General features: G+C 53.3%; 2 protein-coding genes. Both read left to right on the top strand.

The features are described 5' to 3' along the window. Window positions 1-354: T9SS type A sorting domain-containing protein (locus BLP55_RS15870; RefSeq protein WP_139149775.1), on the top strand; the 354-nt coding region annotated here is incomplete at its 5' end. Window positions 355-554: 200 nt separating this feature from the next. After that, the coding region (locus BLP55_RS15860) for a GEVED domain-containing protein (RefSeq protein ID WP_139149774.1) at window positions 555-8,190 on the top strand (7,636 nt) is incomplete at its 3' end.

Here is an 8,190-nt window from a genome sequence, read left to right as displayed (position 1 = left end):
GTGATGACCTCGGGTACTTGGTCTCCGTTCGGCGACGCCTGCGAGATCACGGCTCCAGGGGCCGGTGCCAAGGGCTTGCCTACGGCTAGCGATGCGACGGCTTCGTCTTCGTTCAAGGCCGCTGCCTACCCGAACCCGTTCACCGCTGCGTTCAACATCGAGCTCACCAGCTCGAGCCAGGAGCGCGTCCAGTTCAAGGTCTACGACATGCTGGGCAAGCTCATCGAGGAGCGCGAGGTTGACGTGAACGACCTGGTCATGGAGAAAGTGGGTGCGCAATACCCGGCCGGTGTTTACAACGTGATTGTAAGCCAGGACGGCATTGTCAAGACACTTCGTGTGATCAAGCGATAATCAATAATCTGTATAGATTTCTAAAAGGAGGCTTCGGTCTCCTTTTTTTTTGTTGCTAATAACTGAAAATGCGCATGTTACGGACTGCGTGTAGTTTATCGGATAAATATGACAGTTAATCGATTTGTCGCTTTACTGTTAAGAAATTGCTAATTTTTTTTCGCAACTTAAGGGTGAATATTAACCCAATTTTTTAAATTATGATGTTAAACTACAATCCTTGGAGCGTGGGTAGGGATGCCTGGCTCAAGAAAGATGTGGGAGACGTTGGCGGTTCGCCACCTTCGATTCCCCAAAAAGCCGTTCGAACGGCGTGGTGGTCAAGTTTGATGCTGGTGCTTTGCCTTTTGGCGGGTATCGATATTCAGGCACAGGTTTCGATTAACGAGACTTTTGAAGGGGCCTCCACACCAACGGGATGGACGTATACGAGTTTTGCGCGTAATACGACCACCCCTTGTGCAGGAACGGCATCCATTCGGAAAAACCAATGGGCAAGTGCCACGACTGGAAACGCCGCGACGCCCACTTGGACGTCTAACGGAAACGACGTTTCCATCCAGTTCAATTATAAACTCATTAATTTTACTGGAGGAGCGGCGACACCAAATTCTCCTGCTTGGGGTTCGATTATCACTGAAGTTTCAACCAATGGGGGTAGTTCCTATACCATTGTAGCGGGTACGATCGACGCAACGAACCACGTTCCGTCTGCATCGTGTGCCACCATGAACTATACAGTTCTAGGCGCGCAGGTGCCTGCCGGAAATACGATTCGCGTTCGTTTCCGGCTCACGTTTGCCAGCGGCGATTATTACGTCTATTTAGATGATGTAATAATCACGCAGAACAGCACTACGCCACCAAACTGCGCGACAGGACTCGCTCCGGCCGATCTGGCGACGACCGCGAGAAACCCAGTGTTGACCTGGACGGCGGCCACGGGCGTCCCGACAAGCTACGACGTTTATTTTGGGACCTCGTCAACACCTCCTTTGGTGGCGACTGTAACGGGAACTTCCTATACACCGGTAGCGCCGTTGCTGCCGACCACGACCTATTATTGGCAAATTGTGCCTAAGAACATTAACGGTCCGGCAACGGGTTGCATAACCAATTCGTTCACGACGACGGCCGATCTAAACTATTGCTTACCGACAATATCCAACGGATGTGTAGACGGAGACGTAATTGCACGTGTTGTTTTGAATACATTAGACAACAACTCTGGGGCAGGATGCCCGGGAGGTCTTTCTGGATATTCGAATTATACAACGAACCCTGCATTGACAACAACCTTGCAAGCAGGGGCCAGCTATAGCATTACAATTTACGCCGGACAGTATCCAGAGGCATACGCAGCGTGGATTGACTACAATGACAACGGTGTTTTTGAAACGCCGAGTGAGCGAGTTGGTTTTTCTCCGGGACTTATTGCCGGTAGCGGTGTCGTAGGCCAAGTGGGCTCTTCAGCGTCGTTCCCAATCGCAATTGCGTGTAACCCGCCAATCGGACAGCACCGACTTAGGGTGCGTGCACAATACGATGCAGGCGGAGTCGAAGCGACATCTGGGTCACAAGTGACGCCTTGTGGAAACAATCTCTATGGAGAAGTCGAGGATTACTTGATTACAATCTCTGCTCCAGAAGCTTGCCCGCAACCTTTTGGTCTTGCTGCCACGGGAACTTCCAATACTGGCGGTACACTTTCTTGGAGTGTCGGCTGTGCAGAAACGGCCTGGGAAGTGGCTGTGCAGCCAATCGGGTCTGGTATACCAACTGGCGCCGGAACACCGGTGTCGGGTACGCCGACGCATATTGTGAGTGGTCTTCCTTCAGGAGGGTATGAGTTTTATGTGAGGGCGGATTGTCAAGGAGACGGTTACAGCCTATGGACTGGTCCTTATATTTTTACACCGCCTACTTGTCCTGCCTTGATTTCGCCTGCCAATGGCGCGACCAACGTAGCGATGCCGGGCGGCGGGGTGCCGATTATTTGGAGTGCAACACCGGGTGCGACGTCTTATGACGTTTACTTCGGACAAACTTCGGGCGCCACAGTTAACCTTGGGACCATTGCAGGAACTACCGTCAATATCACGGGAGTGGTGCCAGGGTCGACCAATTTCTGGATGATCGTGGCCAATGGAGAACACGGCGAATCCCTGGGATGTACCGAGTTCAGTTTTACGACTGCGGCTTGTACGGCACAATCGGTGCCTTATTCACAAGGTTTCGAATCGATTGGTTTTGCGAACGTATTGGCCGATTGCGTCACTTCGACACCTCCGCCAAGTGCGGGTGGTAAAGTGCAGACTTTCGTAGCCGATGCGAGCGCAACCAACCCTGCGCTGACGGCACGTACCGGTACCAAGTTTGCTGCGGTTTATTGGTCTCCTTCGGGCAAAGGCACTATCTATTCCCCTGGTTTACAATTGACTGCGGGTGTAGGCTATAGAGTGTCTGTGTACTATAAAACTGACGGCGAAGCATGGTCTAACGTAGGATTGTATTGGGGCACCGAGGCTACTGCCGCTGCTATGACCAATACCATCGCTGCTGTTGCCGGAGCTGCTGCAACCGAATACACCGAGATCACTGGCGACTTTGTTGCACCTGCGACCGGGACATTCTATATTGCGATGCAGGCCGACAACACGACAAGCAGCTTAGAGAACTATTGCGCTTTCGATGATTTCTCGGTAAGCATTGCACCAACCATTATCAGTTCGTTTACGCCGGCTTCTGCCTGCGCCAATGTCAGCCAGTTCGTGACCCTTACCGGTGCGGGCTTTACGGGTGCCACATCGGTACAGGTTAACGGTGTAGAAGTGCCTTGGTTTTCAGTAATCGATAACAATACGCTCGAATTGGCAACTCCGCTGGACTTCACAACGGGTTACATTACCGTCGATTCACCGACAGGATTGGGCACCAGCGCCACCGAATTGGTTGCAAATCCGGCACCGCCGATTTCACCGATTACGACACCAGGAGGTGTTACGAACGTTTGTATACCTGAGACATTACAGTTTTCGAACGCAACGCCTACAGGAGCTTGGGCTTCCCTTGATCTTGATGTTGCGACCATCGACGTCAATTCAGGTTTGTTGACCCCTGTTGCAGCTGGTTTTGTCGTCATTACCTATACCACAACCAATGAACTTACCGGTTGTTCTTCGGTAGAGAGTTTTGGTCTTGTTGTAGCCGATCCTGTCAATATAGTGTCGAGTACGCCAACCCAATCTGTGGTGACGGGCGGCGATACATCTTTTACAGTTGTCGCAACAGGTACAGGCTCTCCGTCCTTGAACTACCAGTGGTATGTATGTACCGACGGAAGCGGCGTCAATTTTGACGCGGTGGTCGACGGTGCCAACTACAGTGGGTCGGCTACGGCTACCTTGCAGGTCCTCGACGCGCCGATTGAGTTCAACGGTTATTTCTTCCAATGTACAGTGAACGGAACTTGTAATACCCCAATCTCTGATCTGGCTGTATTGCTGGTTGGTGAAACAGGATTCGACGACCAACCCGACGATGCGAATGTTTGTGACGCGGGCGCTGGCATTGCGCAATTCAGCGTTGTGGCTTCACCCGACGTTACCTCATATCTTTGGTATGAAGACCAAGGTGGCGACAACTGGTTGCCGCTTTCGAACGCAGGGATGTACGACGGTGTCGACACCGCTACGCTGACATTGTCGGGCGTTACTTTGGCCAACTCGGGCTGGAGGTATAAAGTTCAAATTACCGGAATCGGATTTGCTGAATCTAACCCGGCGACGCTAACGGTGTTCCAATCGATTTCAATCAACACCCCTCCGGCTGCTCAGTCGGTTTGTTATACCGGTGGCGCGTCTGCGTTTAGCGTAGCAGCCACGGGTGGTATCGCAGGTTACCAATGGCAGTATTCGTCAGACAACGGAACCAGCTGGAACAACGTCGTGGCGGGAACTCCTTTGGGAGCTACCTACACTGGCGCCACAAGTCCGAATTTGACCGTCAATACCACCAACGCCACACCGGCAGGCAACCACGCTTACCGTGCACTTGTTCTGGCATCTGCACCGTGTGTCGATGTTCCTTCGGCGGGTGCACAGCTGGTGATCAATGCTCCGGCCATCACAGGACAGCCGGTTGCTGCTTCGGTATTGGCGGGCGGCAGTACGTCGTTTACGGTTACCACATCTGCTTCGGCACCAATCTACCAGTGGCAGTACGCAACGGCGGTAGGTGGGCCATACAACAACGTGGTCAACAATACGCCTGCTGGCGTAACCTATACGGGAGCCGACACGGCAACCTTGGGTGTGGCTACAACCAGTGCTGCTTTGGCGAGTACTGCGCGCTACTACCGCGCGGTAGTATCTTCGCCGGCGGGGTGTTCTGTAAACTCAAACGGTGCGCAGTTGACGATCATCAACTACTGTACGCCTTCTTATGGCAGCGGTACGGGATTTGGCGATTACATTTCACGCGTTACCATTCCAACGACAACATTGAACAATGTCACGACCGGAGCGGCAACGCCTTATTTTACACTTTACCCACAAGCGGGAAGCACAACTGCTACGGTATACAAAGGAGAAACCTATACGTTGAGCGTGGCCGGTGGAACCTATAGCACGTGCTATGTTTCGGCATGGGCCGACTACAATGGCGATGGCGACTTTGCCGATGCAGGGGAATTCATCGGTGTCTCTCCAAACTGCGGGGCACAAGCTGTAGTGAACCTCACAACCAGTTGGTTGATTCCAAACACGGCGGTGACCGGAAGTGTACGAATTCGCTTGAGATCTTCGGATACATCGCCTGGACCAACTGCTGGACAATCTTGCGGGGCAACGAACTCAGGTTACGGAGAAGCCGAAGATTACATCTTGACTGTGGCCGTTCCGCCAGCTTGCGAGGGAACACCAGCTGCGGCAACCATTGCTGCCTCTTCAGAAAGCGTATGTATTTCCGGATCTGTGGTGCTTACTGCTTCGGGTTATCCTGTGGGCTATACCGGAATTTCATTCCAATGGTACAATTCGCAAGGCCCGATCAACTTGGCTACAGGAACCACGTATACAACGCCAGTGCTCAGCGCGCCTGAGACCTATTATTTCAGGGTAAATTGTGCCAACGGCGGCGGGTTTGCCGATTCGAACGAAATTACAATCAATGTAAACAACCCATCAGTGACCGACGTTACGCCGGGATCTCGTTGTGGTACCGGATCGGTGGTGCTTGAAGCGACTGGTTCGGCAGGCACTACATTGAACTGGTTCGCTTCCGAGACAGGAGGTGCTCCAATTGCGACCGGCGAGACCTTTAACACGCCTACCATTTCAGATGATACCACCTATTATGTGGCAGCTTCTATTGGCGGAACCGCTTCAACCATCGGTAAACCATCTTCGACTGGTGTCGACGGAAGCTTTGTGTTTACCAGTTATGGTGTGGTGTTGAGCGCCGCGTTGCCTTATACCCTCAACTCGACCGTGATTTATCCGGTTGGTACGGGAACGGTTACCATCGCTTTGTACAATTCTTCTGGTACCGAGTTGGCATCAACCGCCGCTATTCCGGTATCAGGTACGGGCGTGGCCACTCCGGTAACTATTCCACTAGGTTTTGCGGTTCCACCAGGAACAGGATACAGGCTATTGGTTAAAGCCTATACAGGTTTGACCGGTATCATCAGGGATTTCTCGGGTGTAACCTATCCTTACGGAAACGCCAGCGGTGCTGTAACAGGAGGCTGGACAGGTGGCGCAAGTACCACGTACTACTTCTTCTACAACATGTCGATCACTACCGGATGCTTCTCTGCGAGAACAGCGGTAACGGCAACGGTAGAAACACCGCCGGCATTGACCTTGAGTGATGATGCCGATTCAATTTGCCAAGGCACATCTACCGTCACGCCGGTGACCATTACGTCAAACGTTGCCGACTATGACAGCTATGTCTGGACACCGAACACCAATGTGAGCGGAACGCCTGCATCGGGTTATACCTTTAACCCTTCTGGTACGGTTGAATATACGTTGACGGCTACCAATACATCTACGGGTTGTGCCAATACGGCTACCTTTACCGTTACGGTTAACCCTACGCCGGCAGCTATTGTTTTCAGCCCTAACGCGCCAAGCGTATGTAGCGAAGGAACCCCTGTGTTGATCAACAATTTCACAGGAACTTTGGCGGGCAACACAGGTGGCTGTTTAGAAGCGAGTCAAGGACAGTATCCTACAGGGCCTGCTTATTCGGCAGGTGTTTGTAACGGCACGATGGTCAATTCAGTAACAACTGCGGCTTGGGCAGGTGAGTATTCTTTGGTGGCTGTTTCGGCAGATACCAAGTATACGTTTACCTCTACAGGTGCGGGTGATTACGTAACAATCAGCGACGCCGACGGAACTACCGTATTGGCCGCTGGACCTTCACCGATCACTTGGATTTCGTCTTCTGCGGCAGAAGTAAGGTTCTATACCCACACCGATTCTGCCTGTGGAGAAGAATCTCTTTCAAGAACACGCTCTTTTGTTTGCGAACCTGTAGCACCTGCTGCGGTTTATTCGCCTACAACAGGTTTGTTTACCGATGCGGCAGGAACGATCGCCTACAACGGAGCGCCAACGCGCACGGTGTATGCGAAGCCAACGGAAACACAAATCTATTCTGTTACCACCACCAGCGGAGCAGGATGTTCTGTAAACGCGCAAGTTACCGTTACAGTGATCCAAGCCACAACCTGGTATGTGGATGCCGACGGCGATGGCTACGGGAACGATGCCTTGCCAACACAATTGGCATGTGAGCAACCGGTGGGCTACGCTGCCCTTTCGGGAGATTGTAACGACGAAGTCGCTGCGATCCACCCTAACGCGGTTGAGGTTCCGTTCAACGGTGTCGACGACGATTGCGACGGCGATATCGACGAGACCGGTACGGTGACGACTACTTTGCTGGGCAGCTCATGCGGTGTTACGCTTGCGTCGATCAACTCTTTGGTTGGTATCCAGACCGTGGGCGGTCACCCGATCACGGGCTACCGCATCCGTATGACCAACGGCAGCGAGGTGCAGGTGATCGAACGCGACGTTCCTCACTTCATCATCCCTCAATTCCCGTCGCATGCTTACGCGACGACGTATTCGATCGACATCCAGTTGCAGCGTGCCGGAATCTGGCAGGCGAGCTGGGGCACGCCATGCTTGGTGTCGACCCCTGCGATCCTTGCCGACGGCGGTGCGGGTTCTGTGAACCCGTCTCAGTGCGGCATCACCCTGGCCAGCATCAATACGCTGATCGCCACGACGAGCCTCCAGGGCGTCACCGGATACCGTTTCCGGGTGACCAACCTGACCGACCCGTTGGGCCCTAACGCGGTTCAGACGATCGACCGTACGCAGAACTGGTTCAGCCTGCAGATGCTCACGCGCTACAACTACGGTACGCAGTACCGCATCGAGGTGGCCGTTAAGACCACCGGTACCTTTGGCGGCTATGGCGCGCCATGCGAATTGTCGTCTCCTGCGGTGCCTACTTTGGTGAACTGCAACGCGACCATCGCGGCCAAGCATACGCCAATCGCCTCGAGCAGCGTCTCTGGCGCTACGCAGTACCGCTTCCAGGTGGTACGCGCTTCGGACAACGCCAGCGCGACGATAGACAGGAGCACGAACTTCTTCAACTTCAACATGATCCCTGCGGCGTCTTACACGGCGGGTGGATTGTATTATGTGAGGGTTGCGGTGATGACCTCGGGTACTTGGTCTCCGTTCGGCGACGCCTGCGAGATCACGGCTCCAGGGGCCGGTGCCAAGGGCTTGCCTACGGCTA

The organism is Flavobacterium caeni (assembly GCF_900101895.1).
GTDB classification, from domain to species: Bacteria; Bacteroidota; Bacteroidia; order Flavobacteriales; family Flavobacteriaceae; genus Flavobacterium; species Flavobacterium caeni.
The sequence above is the reverse complement of the archived record's forward strand: the minus strand, read 5'-3'. Positions and strand labels throughout refer to the sequence as shown.